This is a genomic window from Streptococcus oralis subsp. oralis, assembly GCF_000960035.1.
Classification (GTDB): Bacteria; Bacillota; Bacilli; order Lactobacillales; family Streptococcaceae; genus Streptococcus; species Streptococcus oralis_G.
This window is the reverse complement of sequence record NZ_JYGR01000005.1, coordinates 218846-239916: the sequence shown is the minus strand read 5'-3', so window position 1 is coordinate 239916 and position 21071 is coordinate 218846. Positions and strand designations below refer to the sequence as shown.

The following is a 21071-nucleotide window of genomic DNA, read 5'->3' as shown; positions in this document are numbered from 1 at the left end:
GGAGGCAAGCTTTTTATCAATACAATTTCAAGTCACGAGGGTCAACTGGGAAGGTTGGGTTGTATGGGTTATGACGGAGTTTGAAGTGTTTGACATCCTCAATAGTCTGAGTTCCAGATAACTGCATGACTGTCTTCAATTCTGCATTCAAGTGCTCAAAGACTTGACGCACACCAACACTACCACCAAGGGCTAAACCATAGATCACAGGGCGGCCAATAGCTACCAGGTCTGCTCCTGAAGCCAAGGCTTTAAAGACGTGTTGACCGCGACGAACACCAGAGTCAAAGACAATTGGCACACGTTTATCAACTGCTTCAGCCACTTCTTGAAGTGAGTCAAAGGATGCTGGTCCACCGTCGATTTGGCGGCCACCGTGGTTGGTTACCCAGATACCAGAAGCACCTGCAGCAAGAGAACGTTCAACGTCCTCACGGCATTGTGGCCCCTTGACATACACAGGAAGTCCTGAGTATGCAGCGATAAATTCTACATCACGTGGAGACAAGCGTTGTTTAGCTGATTTGTAAACAAAGTCCATTGATTTTCCAGCACCTTCTGGCAGGTATTCCTCAACAATCGGCATGCCAACTGGGAAGACGAATCCATTGCGTTTATCAACCTCACGATTACCCCCAACAGTTGCATCTGCCGTCAAGACAATCGCTTTGTAGCCTTCAGCCTTCACACGGTCCATGATGTGGCGGTTGATGCCATCATCCTTACTAAAGTAAAATTGGAACCAATGAGGTGTCCCTTGAAGAGCTTCCGTAATTTCTGGAAGGTCAACTGTAGAGTAAGAGCTGGTTGTATAAAGAGAACCAAATTCATGCACACCACGCGCAGTAGCTACTTCCCCCTGCTCATTTGCCAATTTATGAGCCGCAACAGGCGCCATAATAATTGGTGAAGATAATTTTTCACCTGCAAATTCAATCTCTGTACTTGGATTTTCAACATCACAAAGCGTATGAGGAACGATCAGTTTGTGATTAAAGGCACGGATGTTCTCGCGTAAAGTGAAAGTATCCTCTGCTCCACTAGCGATATAACCAAAGGCAGCTTTAGGAATGACTTGTTGCGCCATTGGCTCCAAATCATAAGTGTTAATAAAATCTACAGGTCCTTCTGCATTGCTTGTTTTATATGACATAAAGTGTCCTCCTTGTTAAGTAAGCGTTTACTTTTTCTTACATAAACTATCTTACCTCTTTTTCAGAATCCTTTCAAAAATTTTGTCTGGAAATTTCAAATCACAGACATGATAAATATTTTCTATCATTGTGATAAAAAATTCATATTATCCAAACATGTCCTTTAGTGCTACAATAGCTATATTATTCCTAGATGGGAGGTTCTATTTTGGATTGGTCCATTGTTGAACAATATTTACCACTCTATCAAAAGGCATTCTTTCTGACCTTACATATCGCAGTTTGGGGAATTTTGGGTTCTTTTCTTGTTGGTCTAATCGTTAGTGTCATTCGTCATTATCGCGTTCCTATCTTTTCACAGTTAGCAACAGCTTATATAGAATTGTCACGAAACACGCCCCTTTTGATTCAGCTCTTCTTCCTCTACTTCGGGCTTCCCCGAATAGGAATTGTTCTTTCTTCAGAAGTCTGTGCAACAGTCGGACTCATCTTTTTAGGTGGCTCCTACATGGCTGAATCTTTCAGAAGCGGACTGGAAGCAGTTAGTCAAACCCAGCACGAGATTGGTCTAGCCATTGGTCTAACGCCTGTACAGGTCTTTCGCTATGTGGTTCTTCCGCAAGCGACTGCGGTAGCCCTACCGTCCTTTAGTGCCAATGTCATTTTTCTCATCAAAGAAACCTCAGTTTTCTCTGCGGTAGCCTTAGCCGATCTCATGTACGTCGCCAAGGACTTGATTGGACTCTATTATGAGACAGACATTGCACTGGCCATGTTGGTAGTTGCTTACCTGATCATGCTGTTACCCATCTCGCTAGTCTTTAGCTGGATAGAAAGGAGGCTCCGCCATGCAGGATTCGGGAATGCAAGTACTCTTTCAGGGAAATAATCTCCTGCGAATCTTACAAGGATTGGGTGTCACGATTGGAATTTCCATTCTCTCTGTCCTTCTATCAATGATTTTCGGAACAGTCATGGGAATCATCATGACCTCCCATTCTAGAGTTATTCGTTTTTTAACACGCTTTTATCTGGAATTTATCCGTATCATGCCCCAGCTGGTATTACTTTTCATCGTTTATTTCGGCTTGGCTCGAAACTTTAATATCAACATCTCAGGCGAGACCTCGGCCATTATCGTTTTTACTCTCTGGGGTACAGCTGAAATGGGGGACTTGGTACGTGGAGCCATCACTTCCCTCCCTAAACATCAGTTTGAAAGCGGACAGGCTCTGGGCTTGACCAACTTGCAGCTTTACTATCACATTATCATTCCACAGGTCTTGAGAAGATTGCTACCACAAGCTATTAACCTTGTCACTCGGATGATCAAAACGACTTCCTTAGTTGTCTTGATTGGGGTTGTGGAAGTTACCAAGGTTGGTCAACAAATCATTGACAGTAATCGCTTGACCATCCCAACAGCTTCCTTTTGGATTTACGGAACCATTCTGGTCCTGTATTTCGCAGTCTGTTTTCCTATTTCCAAACTATCCACTCACTTAGAAAAACATTGGAGGAACTAAATGTCTGAAACTATTTTAGAAATCAAGGACTTAAAAAAATCCTTTGGAGACAATCCCATCCTCCAAGGCCTTTCTCTAGAAATCAAAAAGGGAGAAGTCGTCGTCATTCTAGGACCATCTGGTTGCGGAAAAAGTACACTTCTCCGCTGCCTCAATGGCTTAGAAACCATACAGGGTGGGGATATTCTTCTGGACGGCCAGTCTATTGTTGGCAATCAGAAAAACTTTCACCTGGTTCGCCAAAAGATTGGCATGGTCTTTCAAAGTTATGAACTCTTTCCTCACCTAGATGTCCTTCAAAACCTCATCCTAGGCCCTATCAAAGCTCAGGGACGAGATAAGAAAGAAGTAACGGAGGAAGCTTTACAACTACTGGAACGTGTGGGTTTGCTCGATAAAAAAGACAGTTTTGCTCGCCAATTATCTGGGGGACAGAAACAACGAGTGGCGATTGTCCGTGCCCTTCTCATGCATCCAGAAATTATCCTCTTTGACGAAGTGACGGCTTCACTGGATCCAGAAATGGTGCGTGAAGTTCTGGAACTCATAAATGACTTGGCTCAAGAAGGGCGCACCATGATTCTGGTAACCCACGAAATGCAGTTTGCCCAAGCTATTGCAGACCGCATTATCTTTCTCGACCAAGGGAAAATCGCTGAAGAAGGAACAGCTCAGGAATTCTTCACCAATCCACAAACCAAACGAGCACAAGAATTTTTAAACGTCTTTGACTTTAGCCAGTTCGGCTCATATCTATAAAGGAGATTTTTATGAAACTACTCAAACCAATTCTAACTGTTTTTGCTCTAGCCTTTGCGCTTATCTTTGTCACAGCTTGTAGCTCAGGTGAAAGCTCTGATGCTTCATCAGGAAAAACAACCGCCAAGGCTCGCACTATTGACGAAATCAAAAAAAGCGGTGAGTTACGAATCGCCGTATTTGGAGACAAAAAACCATTTGGTTATGTTGATAACGACGGTTCTTACCAAGGCTACGATATCGAATTGGGTAACCAATTAGCTCAAGACTTGGGAGTAAAGGTTAAATACGTCTCTGTTGATGCTGCCAACCGTGCTGAATACTTGATTTCAAACAAGGTGGATATCACCCTTGCCAACTTCACAGTTACTGACGAACGTAAGAAACAAGTTGACTTTGCCCTTCCTTACATGAAAGTATCACTCGGTGTTGTGTCACCAAAAGATAAAATCATCAAAGACGTTAAAGAATTAGAAGGCAAAACTTTGATTGTTACAAAGGGAACGACTGCTGAAACTTACTTTGAAAAAAATCACCCAGAAGTAAAACTCCAAAAATACGACCAATATAGCGATGCCTATCAAGCCCTTCTTGACGGACGTGGAGATGCCTTCTCTACTGACAATACGGAAGTCCTAGCTTGGGCACTCGAAAATAAAGGATTTGAAGTAGGAATTTCTTCCCTCGGTGACCCAGATACCATCGCACCAGCAGTTCAAAAGGGTAATCAAGAACTTCTTGACTACATCAACCAAGAAATCGAAAAACTTGGTAAAGAAAACTTCTTCCACAAGGCTTATGAAAAGACACTTCACCCAACCTACGGTGACGCTGCTAAAGCAGATGATCTAGTTGTTGAAGGTGGAAAAGTCGACTAACATCTAATAAACATAACAAAAAGAAATCAGGTAATCCTAGTGACTACCTGATTTTCTATGTTTTAGGCATTTTGCCAATTTTCTTGGTCTTCTTTAAAGCGTTTTAGGAGGTCGAGTCCTTCTGGCGTGATGTAACCTTCTTCTTGGGCTAAGTGGATCAGTTCACTGTAGTTAGAAAGCGTCACCAATTTTACACCAGCATCTGCGAAGTTCTTATCTGCTTTTGGCAATTGATAGCTGAAAATCGCTACAACTCCAAGCACATCTGCTCCTTCCCGTTTAGCAGCTGCTACGGCTTCAAGAACAGATCCACCCGTTGAAATGAGGTCTTCAACAACAACCATCTTTTGCCCCTGAGCTACGCGGCCTTCGATTTGGTTCCCAGCTCCGTGGTCTTTTGGTTTGCTGCGGATGTAGGCAAAAGGCAAGTTCATCTTGTCAGCGATGATCGCTCCGTGTGGAATTCCTGCTGTCGCAGTTCCTGCAATCACTTCTACTTCTGGAAATTCTGCTTTAATAGCTTCCACAAAACCATTTTCAATCAAGCTACGAGTTTCTGGATAGGCAAGCGTCACACGGTTGTCAGTATAAATCGGTGACTTGATACCTGATGCCCAAGTGAAAGGTTCTTCTGGTTTGAGGTAAACGGCTTGGATTTTCAAGAGGTGGCTAGCGATATCTTTAGCAAGTGTCATAGTATTCTCCTTTTGTTTTTATAATCTATTTCTTTAATTTCTGTCTTGGTTCCATTCATCCTTGATAGCATGATAAGCTGCAACAGGATCCTCAGCTTGGGTAATGGGACGTCCTACTACGATATAGTCACTACCGATTTGATAAGCATCCGCTGGCGTCATGACGCGTTTTTGGTCTCCTACGGCAGTTCCCGCCGGACGAATTCCCGGTGTCAGACAGATAAAATCTGGATTGGTGGCCTGCTTGATGAGTTGCACTTCCTGAGCTGAACAAACCACACCGTCCAAGCCCGCTTCAGCTGTCTTCTTGGCATAGTGAATCACAGACTCTTGCAAGCTGGTTTGGATATTTTGAAAATCCTGCATCTGGCTTTCCGACGTTGAGGTAAGCTGGGTCACAGCGATCAATTTGGCTTGCGTCCCAAGACCTTCGCGCGCAGCCTTCATCATCTCCACACCACCAGCAGCATGAACATTTGTCATGTCCACACCAAGCTGAGACAAGACCTTCATAGCCGATTTAACTGTATTTGGAATATCATGTAGCTTGAGGTCCAAAAAGACACTATGCCCCAGTGACTTCAAATAACGGACAACTTCCGGACCTTCCGCATAATAAAGCTCCATCCCTACTTTTAGATAAAGACTTTCTTCTGCTGGGAAAAGAGATAAAAATTCCTTGACCGCCTCAAAACTAGGAAAATCAAGAGCAATAACTGGACGATGTTCACGCATACCTTTCTCCTTTTACCTTTGTAAGCTAGAGAGCATGAAAAAAGGAACCTGCCAACAGCAAGGTTCCACGAAAAATGGGTAGAGTCCACCCTTTCACCGTCTAACCTTAGCTGCCTCTCTGGACTGCTTTAAAGGTTTTTTTCTATTCTATTATTTATAGTAGGACTTGTCAAGCAAAAACTCGAAACTGGATTTCTATACCATTCAAAATCAAGAGGAAAAGTTAGTCTAACGACTCTGTGATTGCTGGCTCGTTTGGCTTTGATTTCCCTGTTCCTCTTGTTTTTTCTTTTCTTCTTCCTGTTTTTTCTTCTCAGCTTCCTTGGCCTCTTGTTTGGCTTTTTCCTCAGCCTCTTCTATCAGTTTATCCGCTATCGTATAGCTGTATACTCCAGCTTCCATATCGACTACACTCGGTTCTGACAATTGTGGCTTGATTTTGCTGTAATAAGGCAATTTCTTGCTCAATTCTGATAGGGGAACCAAAATCTCATCTGTATCCAGCATGGTAATTTTTAAAAGATCTGCTGTTGCCTTGCTCGGCGCTAATTCGATTTTCTGGATTTGACTCTTGATATCCTCACTGATGGTAGACAATCCCGTTATCAACTCTTTCACCTGCTGCTCATCGTTAAAGGTAACTGTCAGATAAGTCTCAGGCAAGTTTAAGCGATCAACAGGAGTTGACTCTACTGTACCACTAGACAGAATAGGATAATGTTCTTCACCAGACACATAATAACCGACAATATCAAATTCCTTGACCTCAATCGTAAAGTTAGTCGGAAATTGATAGTTAATCTTCGCTGATTCTATCCAATGATTGGACTTGATTCGCTTAGCGTATGTTTCCTTATCCAACAATAGAGCTAAGGTATAGTCGCTATCTTGAATCCCAGAAGCCTGTTTGATGTCATCCGCCTGCGTGTTACTATTTCCCTTAACCTCGATATTTTTGATGGTCGAAAGTGGAGTCAATAGATAGACTGAAAGAAGAAGGACCAGGACACTGGGTACCAAGATACTCACAGCTCGCCAAATATGAACAGGCGCAATTTTAGGCTTGGCAGTTTTTTCTGGTTTCTTTGTTTTTTCTTTTTTCTTCTTCTCTTTTTCCTCTTTGACTTTAGGGGCATCCTTTTGAGATTTTTCTTCTTTTTCGGATGGTTCTTCGTCTGGAACAGTTTCGTTCTGGTCGGAATCGCTTGATGACTTCTTACTTTCCTCTAACGGCTTAGAGTTTTTCCCCATTCGAGCTTGTTTTTCCTTTTCCTTCTCCTCAGCTAGGGCAGCTTCTTCCTCAGCCTTTTTTTTCAGGTATTCCTGGTTTCGTTTCTGCCATTCAGACAATTCTTTCTTAGGGCTTGATTCTTTTTTCTTATCCTTTGACATTGATATTCCTTATGATAAGTCTTTTCTTAGTAAATCGTAAAAATCCGCAAGAGATTTCAATTCAGTTGATTCCTTCATGCTAGCTTGGTACTGATCCTTGTGACTAAGTAAGTGACTGAGTTTCTCCTCCAAGCTTTCCAAGGTCAAGTCACTTTCTTGAAGTTCTTCTGCATAGCCTTTCGTAACAAAATAAGCTGCATTTTCAATCTGGTCTCCTCGACTTGCTTCACGACCCAATGGTACGATGAGATGGAGTTTCGCCATGGCCAAGAGTTCGAAAATCGTATTGGCACCACCACGAGTCACCACCACATCTGCCATCTCCATCAAGGGTTGATAGAGATCCGTCACATAATCAACACGAAAGAGATTTTGACTCAACTCATTGAGGCTAGAATCTCCAGTGAGATTGATAATATTGTAGCGCTCTGTCAGTTCTTGCTTATGATCTGTCACCAATTGGTTAAAGACACGAGCTCCCGCAGAACCACCGACAAACAATACCGTTGGCAATTTAGGATCAAAGTGGGTTTGGATATCCACCAATTCATCTGGTTCAGGAGTGTTTTGATCTGAAACCTTTGTCACTGCTCCCACATGCTCGACTTTTGCGAGACCAGCAGCCTGCTCAAATGTCGAATACATCTTGGTCGCAAATTTATAGGCAATTTTATTGGCCAAGCCCATAGACAGGTCCGATTCGTGAATAAAGACAGGCACTCCTGACACTCGCGCTGCGATAACCGGCGGTACAGAGACAAATCCCCCTTTTGAAAAAAGAGCCTGTGGACGCAGTCGTAACATAATAAAGAGCGATTGGACAATTCCCCAACCAACTTTAAACACATCCAGCATATTTTGCCAAGAGAAATAGCGACGCAACTTCCCAGTCGCAATGGAATGGAAGGTCACATCCAGACCTGACTTGAGGATTTCTTGGTGTTCGATTCCATGCTTGTCACCAATATAGTGAACTTCCCAGCCGTCTTCGATAAACTTGGGCATTAATAAGAGGTTGAGGGTGACATGTCCAACCGTCCCCCCACCTGTAAAAACTATTTTTTTCATATTATCCCTTTAACTCCGCTACTGTGTCGATAAATAGGTCGCCACGTACTTCAAAGTTAGCATACATATCCCAGCTAGCATTGGCAGGGCTGAGAAGAACCACATCTCCTTGAGTCGCGAGCTCATAAGCCTTGCGGGTCGCATCAGCAATATCTGTCGCATCTACATAAGCCACACCAGCCTTATCCGCTGCCCGTTTGACACGTTCTGCAGATTGACCGAGGATAACCATCTTCTTGAGCCCAGTAATATCTGGCACCAATTCATCAAACTCATTGCCTCGGTCCAAACCACCTGCAATTAAGATAACCTTACTGTTGTCAAATCCTGACAAGGCTTTTTGAGTAGCCAAGATATTGGTTGACTTACTATCGTTATAGAATTTGACACCCTGAATTTCATCCACAAATTGGAGACGGTGTTTGACACCACCAAAGGCTGAAAGAGTTTCCTTGATGGTTTGGTTGTCTACACCACGAAGCTTAGCTACTGCAATGGTCGCAAGGGCATTTTCTACATTGTGGCTACCTGGAACACCGATTTCACTAGCTGCCATGACCACTTCTCCACGGAAGTAGAGTTGACCATCTTCCAAATAAGCTCCATCAACCTTTTCCTGTGTTGAAAATGGTACAACAGTAGCTTGTGTTTTGGTAGCCAATTCTTTTGCCAAATCTTGGTTAAAGTTCAATACAAGGAAATCAGCTGCTGTCATCTTGTTCTGGATATTCCACTTAGCTGCCACATACTCTTCAAAAGAACCATGATAGTCGATATGAGTTGGCATGAGGTTGGTAATAACCGCAATCTCAGGATGGAATTCTTGGACACCCATCAGTTGGAAAGAAGAAAGTTCCATGACGAGCGTGTCCTTGGCTGTCGCAGTTTGAGCCACTTGACTAGCAGGATAGCCGATGTTCCCTGACAAGAGACCGCGTTGACCAGCAGCAGTTAAAACTTCCCCAATCATCGTCGTTGTGGTTGTTTTCCCATTTGAACCAGTGATACCGATAATTGGAGCATCTGAAATCAAATAAGCCAATTCCACCTCAGTCAAGACTGGAATCCCCTTTGCCAATGCTTTTTCAATCATGGGGTTGCTATACGGGATACCTGGATTTTTCACCATCAAAGCGAAATCTTCATCCAAGAGCTCCAAAGGATGCCCACCAGTGACAACCTTGATCCCATCTTCCAGCAAGCTTTGAGCAGCAGGATTTTCCTCAAAAGGCTTGCCGTCATTTACTGTCACAATAGCACCTAGCTTGTCTAGCAAACGGGCCGCAGACTCACCAGACTTAGCCAAACCTAAAACAAGTACTTTCTTATTTTTAAATTGATCGATTACTTTCATGTCTCAAACTCCATTTCTACTCCTACTATTTTACCATTTTTATGGAAATAATACTAAACGAAAATGCTCTAGTCCTCATTCTAGCATAGAAAAAGAGAGCCGTAGCTCTCTTTCTATTTATCTTCTTCTGCTCTTTTTCACAGGCATGAGCGTAATGTCTCTCAAGCTAAAGTAGGCTAGAGCCAGCATGGCGATTGTGACAAAGAATTCTGTCGGTAATTGGAAGATTTGCAAGATGGACAACATCAGCAAAATCAAGAGTGCAACAACTACAAAGACCAAGATAACGATGTTGACTGTTCCTTTGATACTTTGGGGTGTCGCAAATACATAGAGTAGTAATAAGAGTATCCCTATGATTAAATAGACCATCTTTATCTCTTTCTAGCTCTTATTCAGCTGATTTTTTCTTTTTGTTGGCTTTCTCGCGCTCTGCCTTGTTAAGGATTTGTTTACGCAAACGGATAGACTCAGGCGTTACTTCCATGTACTCATCATCGTTCAAGAACTCAAGAGACTCTTCAAGGGTCAAGATACGAGGTGTCTTGATAACCGCTGTTTGGTCCTTAGTAGCTGAACGAACGTTGGTCATTTGTTTGGCCTTAGTGATGTTAACTGTCAAGTCGTTTTCACGAGAGTTTTCACCGATGATCATTCCTTCGTAAACCTCAGTACCTGGGTTGACAAAGATGGTTCCACGTTCTTCGATAGACATGATTGAGTAAGTTGTAGCCTTACCAGCATCAATAGAAACAAGGGCACCACGGTGACGTCCACCAATTTCTCCTGGAATCAATGGTAAGTATTGGTCGAAGGTATGGTTCATGATACCGTAACCACGAGTCATTGATAAGAACTCAGTTGAGTATCCGATCAAACCACGCGCTGGAACAAGGAAGACCAAACGAGTTTGACCATTACCAGTTGAAATCATATCCAACATTTCACCCTTACGTTCAGAAAGGCTTTGGATAACAGAACCTTGGTATTCTTCTGGAGTATCGATTTGAACACGTTCAAATGGCTCACATTTAACACCATCAATCTCTTTTACGATAACTTCTGGACGAGATACTTGAAGTTCATAGCCCTCACGACGCATGGTTTCGATCAGGATTGACAAGTGCAATTCTCCACGACCTGAAACAGTCCATTTATCTGGTGAATCCGTTGGGTCAACACGAAGGGAAACGTCTGTTTGCAATTCTGCTTGCAAGCGTTCTTCCACCTTACGAGAAGTCACCCATTTACCTTCTTTACCAGCAAATGGTGAGTTGTTCACCAAGAAGGTCATTTGAAGTGTTGGCTCATCGATGTGAAGAACTGGAAGAGCTTCAACTGCATCTGTTGGAGTGATTGTTTCCCCAACGAAGATGTCTTCCATACCTGATACGGCAATCAAGTCACCAGCTTTGGCTTCTTGGATTTCACGACGTTCCAAACCAAAGAAACCGAAGAGTTTTGTAACACGGAAGTTCTTCGTTGTACCATCTAGTTTAGAAAGGGTAACTTGGTCCCCAACTTTCACACTACCACGGAAGACACGACCAATACCGATACGTCCTACGAAGTCATTGTAGTCCAAGAGTGAGACTTGGAACTGTAACGGTTCATCTGAGTTGTCCACTGGAGCAGGGATATGGTCGATAATGGTATCAAAGATTGGTGCCATTGTTTTTTCTTGATCAGCTGGATCGTCTGACAATGAAGAAGTTCCGTTGATAGCTGAAGCATACACCACTGGGAAATCAAGCTGGTCATCGTCTGCACCAAGCTCAATGAAGAGCTCCAATACTTCGTCTACTACTTCTGCTGGACGAGCTGATGGTTTATCGATTTTGTTGACAACCACGATTGGGACAAGATCTTGTTCCAAGGCTTTTTTCAGTACGAAACGAGTCTGTGGCATGGTTCCTTCGTAGGCATCTACGACCAAGACAACACCATCAACCATTTTCATGATACGCTCAACTTCTCCACCGAAGTCCGCGTGTCCTGGTGTGTCCATGATATTGATACGAGTTCCGTTGTAGGCAACGGCTGTATTTTTCGCAAGGATAGTAATTCCACGCTCTTTTTCGATATCGTTTGAGTCCATAGCACGCTCTGCCAATTCAGTACGTGAATCAAGAGTTTCAGACTGCTTCAATAATTCGTCAACGAGGGTTGTTTTACCGTGGTCAACGTGGGCGATAATCGCAATGTTACGGATATCTTCTCTTAATTTTGTCATGATTTCCTCTAATATTTAAATTTTTATTTCTAACTGAACAATTATACCACAGTCTCATTCAAAAATCACAGTTCAGCTAAGTGTAAATGTTTTCACTCTACTTTTCTAGTCAAGGCAACTCTTTTCAAAGTCAGCGACTTATGATAAGATAAGCTGGTATGCGTTTAGATAGATTATTAGCCCAAGAAAAGGTCAGTCGCAAGGCTATGAAACAGGCACTTTTGAAAAAAGAAATCCTAATCGACGATTGTCCAGCCAGCTCCCTGGCTCAAAATGTCGACACTGGATTGCAGAAATTAGTCTTTCAAGGACGACAAATCCAAGGCTACGAGCACACCTACCTCCTGCTTCATAAGCCAAACGGAGTCGTTACAGCTAGCAAGGATAAGAAACTTCCAACCGTCATGGACCTCCTTCCACCTGACATCCAGTCTGACCAGCTCTATGCTGTCGGCAGATTAGACCGCGATACCACGGGACTGCTCCTTTTGACAGACAATGGACCTCTTGGTTTTCAACTCCTTCATCCCCAGTACCATGTCGATAAATCCTATCAAGTGGAAGTCAACGGACCACTCACGTCAGACCATATTCAGTCATTCAAAGAAGGAATCGTCTTTTTAGATGGGACCACTTGTAAACCTGCTCAGCTCGAAATTCTGTCCGCAAGCCCAACAGAGAGCCGGGCCTCCATCACTATCTCTGAGGGCAAGTTTCATCAAGTCAAGAAGATGTTTCTCTCAGTTGGTGTCAAGGTGGTCTCTCTCAAACGAGTTCAGTTCGGTGATTTTACGTTAGATTCAGAACTTGCAGAAGGGCAATACCGATTCTTAAACCAAGAAGAATTAGAGATGATTAAAAAATACTTAGAAAAAAGTGGATAAAAGAAAAAAAGCTTTATGTTTAAAGCTTTTTAATCTTCTTTAATTCATGTGTAAGAAAATTCCAATAATCCAGTTAAGAGCAGAAAGAACAATACCTACAATAGATACAATTCTCTCTGTTTTAAAGTCTAAGTCAGATTCTTTTTGAAGTTCATTAGCAAACAATACACCAGTGATACCTAAACCAATACCTCCCAACGGAAATAACAAACTAAGAATGATAGATAGAATACCCACCAAAAGTGGATTTTTTTCTTTTCTTACATTTTCTAAAAATTCCTTAAAATGATTATTAATTTAGTATAGGAGACCGAGTATATCATCTTTTTCCTTGATCTTAGCTAGTCTTGACCTTCCCGTTCCAAGAATCCAATCCATAAGAAAGGATATAAATCTCAGAGAAACCTTGTTTTTTCAAATAAAGTGCTGCATTGGTCACTCGTTGTCCACGTTGATTTTCGTAGAGAAGGACAGGTTTATCCTTGCGAAGGGCTGCAAGGCTTGACTTCAACTGATTTGAAGGAATATTGCGAGCTCCGAGGATATGTTTTCTGTGAAATTCTGCTGGTTCACGGACGTCAATCAATTGCCCTTTTCGAATCAAGGCTTCAAATTCTGCATTATCCACAATCTTAGCCGCACGACGAATACGAAGGTAGTTATACCCCATCCATGCCGCCATCGCTAGTACGATTCCCCACAAAACCCAAATTGTCATAAGTTCTTATCTCCATTTTTCTCTATGTAGTCTAATTCTATCTTGTGCTCTCTACGAAGAACAGCTTCCGCCTCTAGATAGTCTAGCTTGTCCATCAGACCTGCATCATAGATCCGAGAGAGTTCGAGCTTCATCAGTTCAATATCATACAAACGCTTCCCCATGTAAACAATAATGCCAAACTGCTTGAGAAATTGCTGCACATCATAGAATGTTTTCATAGCTTTCATTCTAACAGATTTTAGACTTTTTTTCAATACTGGACCGGCTCTTTCCCCCTATTTTCTTCGTCTTCATTGCCCATTCTTCCGCAAGTATGGTACAATAAAAACATGAGAATTCAACAACTACACTATATTATCAAAATCGTCGAAACTGGCTCTATGAATGAGGCAGCCAAGCAACTCTTTATCACCCAACCCAGTCTCTCTAATGCCGTTCGAGACTTGGAAAATGAAATGGGTATTGAAATCTTTATCCGCAATCCCAAGGGCATTACCTTAACCCGTGATGGGATGGAGTTTCTCTCCTATGCCCGTCAGGTCGTTGAGCAAACTCAGCTTCTGGAGGAACGCTATAAAAATCCTATCGCCCACCGCGAACTTTTCAGCGTTTCCTCTCAGCACTATGCCTTTGTAGTCAATGCCTTTGTCTCTCTGCTCAAGAAAAGTGATATGGAGAAATACGAGCTCTTCCTTCGTGAAACTCGGACTTGGGAGATTATCGATGACGTCAAGAACTTCCGTAGCGAGGTTGGTGTCCTCTTTTTAAACAGCTACAACCGCGATGTTTTAACGAAAATGCTAGATGACAATCACCTGCTAGCCCACCACCTCTTCACAGCCCAACCCCATATCTTTGTTAGCAAGACCAACCCTCTAGCTAAAAAAGACAAGGTCAAACTAGCTGATTTGGAAGACTTTCCTTACCTCAGTTACGATCAGGGGACGCACAACTCCTTCTACTTTTCAGAGGAGATTCTTTCACAAGAGCACCACAAGAAATCCATCGTAGTCAGTGACCGCGCCACTCTCTTTAATCTCTTGATTGGTTTGGATGGTTACACCATTGCAACAGGGATTTTGAACAGTAACCTCAACGGAGACAATATCGTTTCCATTCCACTGGACATTGACGACCCGATTGAACTAGTCTATATCCAGCATGAAAAAACCAGCCTGTCTAAGATGGGCGAACGCTTTATCGAATACTTACTAGAAGAAGTTCAATTCGACAGTTGAAAAACTCTAAAACATATTTTATAATATGTTTTGGAAAATAAAAATTGGAGAAAAATGTTGAAAAAGTTAATATTAGTAAGTGCCATCGCACTCTCTATCACAGGATTGGCACAAGCATCAATATCAGCAGAAGAAAATACATCTCAATCCACATCTGCTATCAAGGAATCAACCACTAAAGAATCAAAGAAAGATTCTATCGTTAAAGAGAAAGCTGAATCAGAAACATTCCCAAAAGAAAAAACTACAGAAAAAATTAAAGAAGAACGTCCAAAAAAAGAAGGGTGGTACCAAGAAAATCAAAACTGGCGCTTTTACCAAGATGATAAGCCTGCTTTGAACTGGAAACAAATCCAAGGCAAATGGTACTACTTCGATCAAGATGGAAATCGTATTCATTCTACTATCTACAAAGTCTATGCCTTTAACCAAGATGGTGTCATGATAGAAAATAGCTGGACCAAAGTGGACAATCAATGGTATTATGCTGATTCCTCTGGACGACTTGCTCAGAACACCTGGAAAAAAATTAACGGCTCCTGGTACTATTTTGACCAAACTGGAAGCATGCTCAGCAACACTACCGTTGATGGCTACTTGCTCACAAAAGGTGGAGCTATAGCAGAAAAGGGATGGACTAAATTAAACCAAATTTGGTACTATGTCGCTCCTTCTGGAAAAATCTCGCAGGATAAATGGGAGAAAGTCAACGGTTCTTGGTACTACTTTGACAAAGACGGTGAAATGCTAAGTGCGACAACTTTCAAAGGCTACCTCTTCAACCAGAGTGGAGCTATGGCCGAAAACAACTGGGTCAAAATCAAGGATACTTGGTTCTATGCAAACGGGTCAGGGAGATATATCCAAGACAACTGGCAAAAGATTCAGGGTTCATGGTACTCTTTTGACCAGAATGGTGGAATGCTAGCAGACAAATGGAAAGAAAGCTACTACCTCAAAACCAGTGGAGCCATGGCGGAGAATGAGTGGATCTTCGATAAAGCCTACAAGAGCTGGTTCTATCTAAAAGCAGATGGCCGTTATGCAAATCGAGAATGGATGGGGGCTTTTTATCTCAAATCAGGTGGTTACATGGCGAAGAGCGAGTGGATTTACGATAACACTTACAAAGCATATTATTACCTAGATGATAATGGACATTATGTTTCAGGAACATACCAGATAAATGGTAAGAAACATTTGTTTCAAAAATACGGCCAATGGGTTTCTGAAATATCAGAAGACGTTGGTTTTACAAAAGGTCAATATAGCAATACCATCTTCCTAGATCCTGGGCATGGTGGTCGAGATTCCGGTGCCTTTTACTACAATGTCGCTGAAAAAGATCTCAATATGCAAATATATCGCAAACTTCGCGCTAAGCTAGAAGAACTGGGCTACAAGGTTCTAACTTCTCGAGACAGTGATGTCTATGTCGACTTTATCACGGAACGTTCTCGTATGGTTAATAAGACCAACTCTGATATTTTTATCAGTATCCACTTCAATGCAACTGGAAGCGCATATTCAAAAGCGAGCGGTATTCAAACCTACTCCTATAGCGATGAACCTGATTATCCAAGTAAGATTAATAAAAACTGGCACAACCATCCTGATCGCATTAGTGAAAGTAAGCGCCTTGCTGCTGCTATCCACTCCTCTCTCTTAGCCGAAACAGGGGCTAAGGATGCTGGTCAGTTAGAAAGAAGTTTTGCTGTCCTACGTGAAACAGCAAAACCAGCCGTCCTCCTTGAACTTGGTTATATGGATAATTTCACTGAAAGCCAACAAATCAGAGATAGCCGCTACCAAGATAAACTGGTCTCAGGCATCGTGAAAGGGATCCAAAAATATTACGCTGGTCAGTAAAAAAGTCTCGAGATTTCTCGAGACTTTTTTATAGCAAATGCCTAACTTTATTAGAGTTATGAATGAAAAAGTTTGTTTTTAAAAATTATAAATACTTGACAATATATATATATATGATACAATTAAAGTAATAAGGTTCGCCTTAGAAATAAAATGAAAAATTAAAGAGGAGATAAAACAATGAAAAAAGTTTTATTAACAAGTGCATTAGCATTATCAGCAATCGCTAGCGTGTCTTATGCAGCTACTGAAGTTCCATCTATCCCAGGAGTAACTGCTCCAACAACTGGAACTGTTACAGAAGCAAATGCTAAAAATAACCATAATAACCGTTTTGGTTATGCTGTTTCAAAACAGTATGACAAAGCATACAGTATTGCAGGTGCTATTACGTATCCGGCTAAGCCATATCCAGGAACAGACGGTAAACCTTTGAATGATTCAACTCGTGAGTTTGGACACAACACTCGATTTGGTGCAGGTTTCAACGCTACTAAATCAACTACTCCAGCTACTCCAGCTAAGCCAGCTACTCCAGCTAAGCCAGCTACTCCAGCTACTCCAGCTAAGCCAGCTACTCCAGCTACTCCAGCTACTCCAGCTACTCCAGCTACTCCAGCTAAGCCAGCTACTCCAGCTAAGCCAGATCCAAAAGCAATTCCAGGTGTAACACGTCCAACTACAGAAATTGTTACTGAAGCAAATGCTGCTAACAACCACAACAACCGTTTTGGTTATGCTGTTTCACCACAATATAAAGATGCTTACAGTGTATCAGGTGCTGAAACTTATACATCTGCTCCAATTGAAGGAACAGATGGTAAACCTTTGAATGATGCAACTCGTGAGTTTGATAACAACACTCGCTTTGGTGCAGGATTCAATAAATAATCTAAGTTATTTATCAATTTTTATTAGCTTTTAATAAGTTAATAAAAAGAGAAAACCGGTTTGGTTTTCTCTTTTTTCTTTTTACTAGATAAAATCTATTTGTTTAACTATTTTGTTTAGGAAAATTTATGTATATACTTTAGTGAAATTTTGGAAAACTTATTCTACTTTCACATCTTTTTCTGGAAAGAGAAATCCAATTCCCACACAAGCTAGCACACCGGCACCAATCACCAAACCACTTGAAATTGGCAAGAGATCAAAAATAGCATTTGCAATGATAAAGGCAATGATCAAGCACATCAAGCTAGCCTTGTAGTCTTTTTTCAAAAAGTTTTCTAGCGTAAAATAGAGGAACAATCCTACCGGAATGAGTGACCAGAGGTTGACATCCAAACTTGGCCAACCAACAGAACCGAAATACAATACTAGCACTGCTGCTACTAAAAATACAAGTCCTAATAATTTTTTCATTTTTTTGTCTCCATTTTCTTTTTTTGTCTTTTGAGTTGTCTGATACTGACCCCTCACGTCCCTTACATGAATCATTATAGCAGAGGAATTTTTCAAGAACAAGCCCTTTTGCCTATCTGGTCAATATCTCTGTCTAAGTGGTTGAATAGTCGTGATAAAAGAAAAAGAAGCCCTAATGGGCTTCTTGATTCTGCCGATTGCAACAGTATTTTTGAACGAATACAACCTAGTTTTTCTTTTCCTTTGACTCTAGAGAAGATTTGATTGATTCACGGTCTGCTTGTAGTTGAGCTAAGTTCTTTTCTGCTTCCTCAAGTTTACTGGTATCTGGTTTCACACGATAATAAACATTTTCTGGTTTCATTAACATCGATCCATACTCTTGCCCAGAAAGTAGTCTTTCCTCAGCATGATTGCTTTTATCCGTAATCTTTCCGTCATCAGCGGGTTGCATAACAACTCCACTTGGCACAGCTACTACTACAAATCCTCCAGCAACAGAATCTTTTACCCATGCACTGATAGACGCTGTCTCAGGGTTACGACTATCTTGTCCTTTTGATACCTTTAATCCAACTACAGATTCGTACTTTTGATCATTTGTAAACCAAGTCGCACGTACTTCTCCAGAATCATTAATAATGTATTCATTACCAGATTGACTACGCCAAGTACCTTCTAAACTAGACAAGTCATTGTTCTTAATTGCTTCAATATCTAATTTTGGAACAGCAGTTTCTTTCTTGAACTTGCTAACATGTGCTTCTGCTTCCGTAATTTTGGTATCTAAAGCAGTCAGTTGATCCTTGAGTTTCTGAATTTCCTCTTGCTTATCCTTATCAGTCTCATCTGTTTTTCCTTGGCTTGTAGACGATTGACTTGTTGACTCTGTAGTTGAAACAGCAGACGATGCTCGATTTGACTCTTTCTTTCCAATCAGAGAATGTGAGAAAACACTTACTAGGATTAGAGCAACCAAAATACCGAGGACTAACCCAATATAGATTTTGATGTTTCTAGTTCCTCTCGCAAACTTTTTAGTTGACTGCGCCTCTGCTAATTCTGATGCAGTCGGCTTGCGGCCATTCGCCTCCTCAAATTGTTTTACCCATTCTTTCTTATTCATAATTCTCTCCTTTTTGATTTATATTCAGCCAAGCTTACGAGACTTCATTCGTTATTATCCATGGATTTTTATAATTTTTAGAAAACCTATGCAAAAAATGTTAGAATGATTAACAGCCTATAGTCCTCTAAAACGGAACAAAAACAAGCTCTTATTAAAATATATTATACCACAAAAATATAAATTTTAGTTTTTATTTATAAGCAGGAGTTTCAGACGTTAAATAGAACCTACCTCAAACGTTCCACCTTTCCTATAGTTACAAAAAAAGAAGCCCGCTTGGACTTCTTGATTCTGCCGATTGCAGGGCTTGAACCTGTGACCTACGCGTTACGAGTGCGTTGCTCTACCAACTGAGCTAAATCGGCGATTACCCTTTTAGTATAGCACTCTGAGAATAGATGTCAAGAAATTTTCGTCTCCATTAGAAAAAGCCTGTCCTGAGACAAGGCTTTGAGGTTCTTCCTTTTACGAACCCGCACTTTCGTAGGCATCTAAGCCCCTGTCCCAGAGTCTCAAAGAAATTGCAAAGAAGACAAGGGAAATCACAATTAACCCACCAATGTTAAAGAGCCCGTCTTTGTCCTGCAAGAAGTAGCTAGCTGGATAGTAGGCTGTAAAGGCGAAAGGTACGATAAAGCTAATCAACCAACGAAGAAGAGAATTGTAAATGGAAATCGGATACTTGGCAAAATCATTAAACATATAAAAAATGTAAATCATAGCACCTGACTGCTTGGTCCAAAAAGCGATACTGGCAGTCGCGATTTTCAAAGAAGTATAAATCAAGGTCGCAAAGGGGATACAGACTAGGAAAAGCAGGAATTTGGGAAGAGTCCAAGCAATGCTTGATACTGTTGTCGCTAGTAAAATGCCACCGACCAATAGTTCGCCCAAGGCATCAATCTGAAAGGTCTCGACTAGGATGTGGAAGAGCGGATTGATAGGACGAGTCAGATACTTATCAAACTCACCTTTTCTCACTAAGCGTTGCCCCAGTGCCCAGAGATTATCAAAAAAGAGATGGTCCAATCCCTTGGGAATCAAGGAAAAACCATAGATAAAGGCAATTTCTTGAAAGGTCCAGCCTTCTAGCGAGGGAATGTGTTGAAAGATGACATTGAGAAACAAAAGATTCAAGCCTTGGGTCAGGAAAACACCTAAAACACCAACCACAAAATCAACCTTGTATTCCATGATTTGCTTGATGTATTGCCTGATAAAAATCAGATGCATGCGTTGATATTTTTTCATACTAACCTCCCTGAATGGTGATGAATGACTGGACTCGTTTCCAAATTAACTGTGACAGGCCCACCATCACTAAGAGCCAGAAAACCTGTAGCAAGATAGCTTGAAGAATCTGATTGGCATCGTATTTCCCAACAATGATCATGACTGGAGTGTAAATCAAGGATGAAAAAGGCAAGAAGGACAAAACATCTGAAACAAGCTTTGGAAAGAAAGCCAAGGGAATCAGACTTCCAGACATAAAGGCCACTATGGAAGTCTTGAGTAGATTGGAACCCCAAAGATTCTTAAACACAAAGGCTGAAAATCCAAAGCAGATATTAAAGAAAAAGTTAATCAGATAGGCCAGCGTTAAGCTAAAAAGATAAAGGACCGTTAATCCTAGCACTTCTACAATCCCTTGCCCCGATAAGACTTTCATCAAAACAATAACACTTAAAAATGGCAGTCCAACAGAGATAAAAATCAACCACTTGGAACCAAGCTCGGTGAAGAGATATGAGGCCGCAAAATGCACTGGTCGCAGCAAGCGCATGATAATGGAGCCATCCTTGACCTCCTCCCCAATCATAAAAGAAGAATCCGACCTAGTCAAAAGATTGGTCACAAAACTCATGATGATGTAGAGGGTAATATCCGCCATACTGAAACCCTGGATCAAAGACTCCTGCGAGGAATCAAAGACTGCCTTCCAGAGATAAAAGGCCACAAAGGCCCCCATGACATCGCCAATCCGATAAAGAATAAAGTTGACTCGATAGGTAATCAACTCCTGAACACCTGCATTGATAAAGGGTTTATAACGTCTCCACAATTTGACCAT

The 21071-nt window shown here is 41.6% G+C and carries 23 protein-coding genes and 1 tRNA gene; 8 read left to right on the top strand and 16 right to left on the bottom strand.

Features of this window, described 5'->3' with window-relative positions; genetic code table 11:
* Positions 1-16: 16 nt before the first annotated feature.
* On the bottom strand, positions 17-1153 hold the full coding sequence (gene lctO, locus TZ92_RS04310) for an L-lactate oxidase (RefSeq protein ID WP_000120738.1): 1137 nt from the start codon (positions 1151-1153) through the stop codon (positions 17-19).
* A gap of 209 nt (positions 1154-1362) precedes the next feature.
* On the opposite strand from lctO, the gene TZ92_RS04305 reads away from it, so the two are divergent.
* Genes TZ92_RS04305 through TZ92_RS04290 form a run of 4 tightly spaced genes read left to right on the top strand, consistent with a single transcriptional unit; the run spans position 1363 to position 4317 of the window.
* Positions 1363-2043, top strand: coding sequence for an amino acid ABC transporter permease (locus TZ92_RS04305; protein WP_000384102.1), 681 nt, complete (start codon positions 1363-1365; stop codon positions 2041-2043).
* On the top strand, positions 2003-2680 hold the full coding sequence (locus tag TZ92_RS04300; protein ID WP_033629423.1) for an amino acid ABC transporter permease: 678 nt from the start codon (positions 2003-2005) through the stop codon (positions 2678-2680). The genes TZ92_RS04305 and TZ92_RS04300 overlap by 41 nt, the downstream gene beginning before the upstream one ends.
* Positions 2681-3439, top strand: coding sequence for an amino acid ABC transporter ATP-binding protein (locus TZ92_RS04295; protein WP_033629422.1), 759 nt, complete (start codon positions 2681-2683; stop codon positions 3437-3439).
* Between the two features lie 11 nt (positions 3440-3450).
* Positions 3451-4317, top strand: a complete 867-nt coding sequence (locus TZ92_RS04290) for a cysteine ABC transporter substrate-binding protein (RefSeq protein WP_033629421.1) — start codon at positions 3451-3453, stop codon at positions 4315-4317.
* Positions 4318-4379: 62 nt separating this feature from the next.
* On the opposite strand, the gene pyrE is transcribed toward TZ92_RS04290, so the two are convergent.
* From pyrE to typA, 7 genes are all read right to left on the bottom strand, one after another.
* Complete coding sequence (gene pyrE, locus TZ92_RS04285; protein WP_000170888.1) at positions 4380-5012, bottom strand: orotate phosphoribosyltransferase; 633 nt, start codon at positions 5010-5012, stop codon at positions 4380-4382.
* 33 nt (positions 5013-5045) lie between these two features.
* Entirely contained in the window at positions 5046-5747 is a 702-nt protein-coding gene (gene pyrF, locus TZ92_RS04280; protein ID WP_033629420.1) for an orotidine-5'-phosphate decarboxylase, read from the bottom strand.
* 228 nt (positions 5748-5975) lie between these two features.
* Entirely contained in the window at positions 5976-7139 is a 1164-nt protein-coding gene (locus TZ92_RS04275) for a cell division protein FtsQ/DivIB (RefSeq protein ID WP_033629419.1), read from the bottom strand.
* Positions 7140-7148: 9 nt separating this feature from the next.
* On the bottom strand, positions 7149-8207 hold the full coding sequence (locus TZ92_RS04270; RefSeq protein ID WP_033629418.1) for a UDP-N-acetylglucosamine--N-acetylmuramyl-(pentapeptide) pyrophosphoryl-undecaprenol N-acetylglucosamine transferase: 1059 nt from the start codon (positions 8205-8207) through the stop codon (positions 7149-7151).
* A gap of 1 nt (position 8208) precedes the next feature.
* On the bottom strand, positions 8209-9561 hold the full coding sequence (gene murD, locus TZ92_RS04265) for a UDP-N-acetylmuramoyl-L-alanine--D-glutamate ligase (protein ID WP_033629417.1): 1353 nt from the start codon (positions 9559-9561) through the stop codon (positions 8209-8211).
* A 117-nt stretch (positions 9562-9678) separates the two neighbouring features.
* Positions 9679-9933 (bottom strand): DUF3165 family protein, encoded by a 255-nt coding sequence (locus tag TZ92_RS04260; protein ID WP_000262661.1) that lies wholly within the window; start codon positions 9931-9933, stop codon positions 9679-9681.
* 19 nt (positions 9934-9952) lie between these two features.
* Positions 9953-11794 carry a translational GTPase TypA gene (gene typA / locus TZ92_RS04255; protein ID WP_033629416.1) on the bottom strand — a complete coding sequence of 614 codons (1842 nt, stop codon included), beginning with the start codon at positions 11792-11794 and terminating at the stop codon, positions 9953-9955.
* A 158-nt stretch (positions 11795-11952) separates the two neighbouring features.
* Here typA and TZ92_RS04250 point away from each other — a divergent pair, with 158 nt between their 5' ends.
* Entirely contained in the window at positions 11953-12678 is a 726-nt protein-coding gene (locus TZ92_RS04250; protein ID WP_033629415.1) for a 16S rRNA pseudouridine(516) synthase, read from the top strand.
* Positions 12679-12717: 39 nt separating this feature from the next.
* Here TZ92_RS04250 and TZ92_RS10190 read toward each other — a convergent pair whose 3' ends face one another.
* The 3 genes from TZ92_RS10190 to TZ92_RS04235 are packed head-to-tail and all read right to left on the bottom strand — an operon-like array spanning position 12718 to position 13626.
* Positions 12718-12975: a hypothetical protein gene (locus TZ92_RS10190; RefSeq protein ID WP_080702630.1), complete on the bottom strand. Its 258-nt coding sequence runs from the start codon at positions 12973-12975 to the stop codon at positions 12718-12720.
* 40 nt (positions 12976-13015) lie between these two features.
* Complete coding sequence (locus tag TZ92_RS04240; protein WP_033629414.1) at positions 13016-13396, bottom strand: rhodanese-like domain-containing protein; 381 nt, start codon at positions 13394-13396, stop codon at positions 13016-13018.
* Complete coding sequence (locus TZ92_RS04235) at positions 13393-13626, bottom strand: YqgQ family protein (protein ID WP_000646473.1); 234 nt, start codon at positions 13624-13626, stop codon at positions 13393-13395. The genes TZ92_RS04240 and TZ92_RS04235 overlap by 4 nt, the downstream gene beginning before the upstream one ends.
* Before the next feature lie 102 nt (positions 13627-13728).
* Between TZ92_RS04235 and TZ92_RS04230 the strand changes: the two genes are divergently transcribed.
* The 3 genes from TZ92_RS04230 (at position 13729) to TZ92_RS10185 (ending at position 17397) form a co-directional block, all read left to right on the top strand.
* The gene (locus TZ92_RS04230; protein WP_033629413.1) at positions 13729-14637 is read left to right on the top strand and encodes a LysR family transcriptional regulator; all 909 of its coding nucleotides are present in this window, start codon (positions 13729-13731) and stop codon (positions 14635-14637) included.
* A gap of 57 nt (positions 14638-14694) precedes the next feature.
* The gene (locus tag TZ92_RS04225) at positions 14695-16506 is read left to right on the top strand and encodes an N-acetylmuramoyl-L-alanine amidase (RefSeq protein ID WP_033630158.1); all 1812 of its coding nucleotides are present in this window, start codon (positions 14695-14697) and stop codon (positions 16504-16506) included.
* 180 nt (positions 16507-16686) lie between these two features.
* Positions 16687-17397, top strand: coding sequence for a hypothetical protein (locus TZ92_RS10185; protein WP_033629412.1), 711 nt, complete (start codon positions 16687-16689; stop codon positions 17395-17397).
* Between the two features lie 159 nt (positions 17398-17556).
* Here the strand turns inward: TZ92_RS10185 and TZ92_RS04215 are convergent, their stop codons facing one another.
* The 5 genes from TZ92_RS04215 to TZ92_RS04195 form a co-directional block, all read right to left on the bottom strand.
* Positions 17557-17871 (bottom strand): hypothetical protein, encoded by a 315-nt coding sequence (locus TZ92_RS04215; RefSeq protein WP_033629411.1) that lies wholly within the window; start codon positions 17869-17871, stop codon positions 17557-17559.
* Positions 17872-18097: 226 nt separating this feature from the next.
* On the bottom strand, positions 18098-18997 hold the full coding sequence (locus TZ92_RS04210; RefSeq protein WP_033629410.1) for a DUF6287 domain-containing protein: 900 nt from the start codon (positions 18995-18997) through the stop codon (positions 18098-18100).
* A 295-nt stretch (positions 18998-19292) separates the two neighbouring features.
* A tRNA-Thr gene (locus tag TZ92_RS04205) sits at positions 19293-19365 on the bottom strand.
* Between the two features lie 100 nt (positions 19366-19465).
* A complete protein-coding gene (locus TZ92_RS04200) occupies positions 19466-20251 on the bottom strand; it encodes an ABC transporter permease (RefSeq protein WP_033629409.1) in 786 nt (261 codons plus the stop codon).
* A gap of 1 nt (position 20252) precedes the next feature.
* Positions 20253-21071: an ABC transporter permease gene (locus tag TZ92_RS04195; RefSeq protein ID WP_033629408.1), complete on the bottom strand. Its 819-nt coding sequence runs from the start codon at positions 21069-21071 to the stop codon at positions 20253-20255.